We start from the raw sequence: 217 nt of genomic DNA on the forward strand, positions 1-217 counted from the left end.
GTTCATTCAGTGCGCCGGTAAAGGCGCCGCGCACGTGGCCGAACAGCTCGCTTTCCACCAGCGTTTCCGGCAGGGCGGCGCAGTTGAGGCTGATCAGCGGTTTGTCGGCCCGCGTCGAGGCGCCATGGATCGCCTGGGCCACCAGCTCCTTGCCCACCCCGGTTTCGCCGGTGATCAGCACCGTCAGGTCGCTGCCGCCGACCAGGTTGATCTCTTC

General features: G+C 66.8%; 1 protein-coding gene. It reads right to left on the bottom strand.

All coding sequences use genetic code 11. The annotated features are described in order from the left end of the window. Window positions 1–217, bottom strand: a 217-nt coding sequence (locus AC0608_RS13975; protein ID WP_478289505.1) for a sigma 54-interacting transcriptional regulator, incomplete at both ends; no start/stop codon positions are given.

It is taken from the genome of Flavobacterium sp. GNP008 (assembly GCF_056428965.1).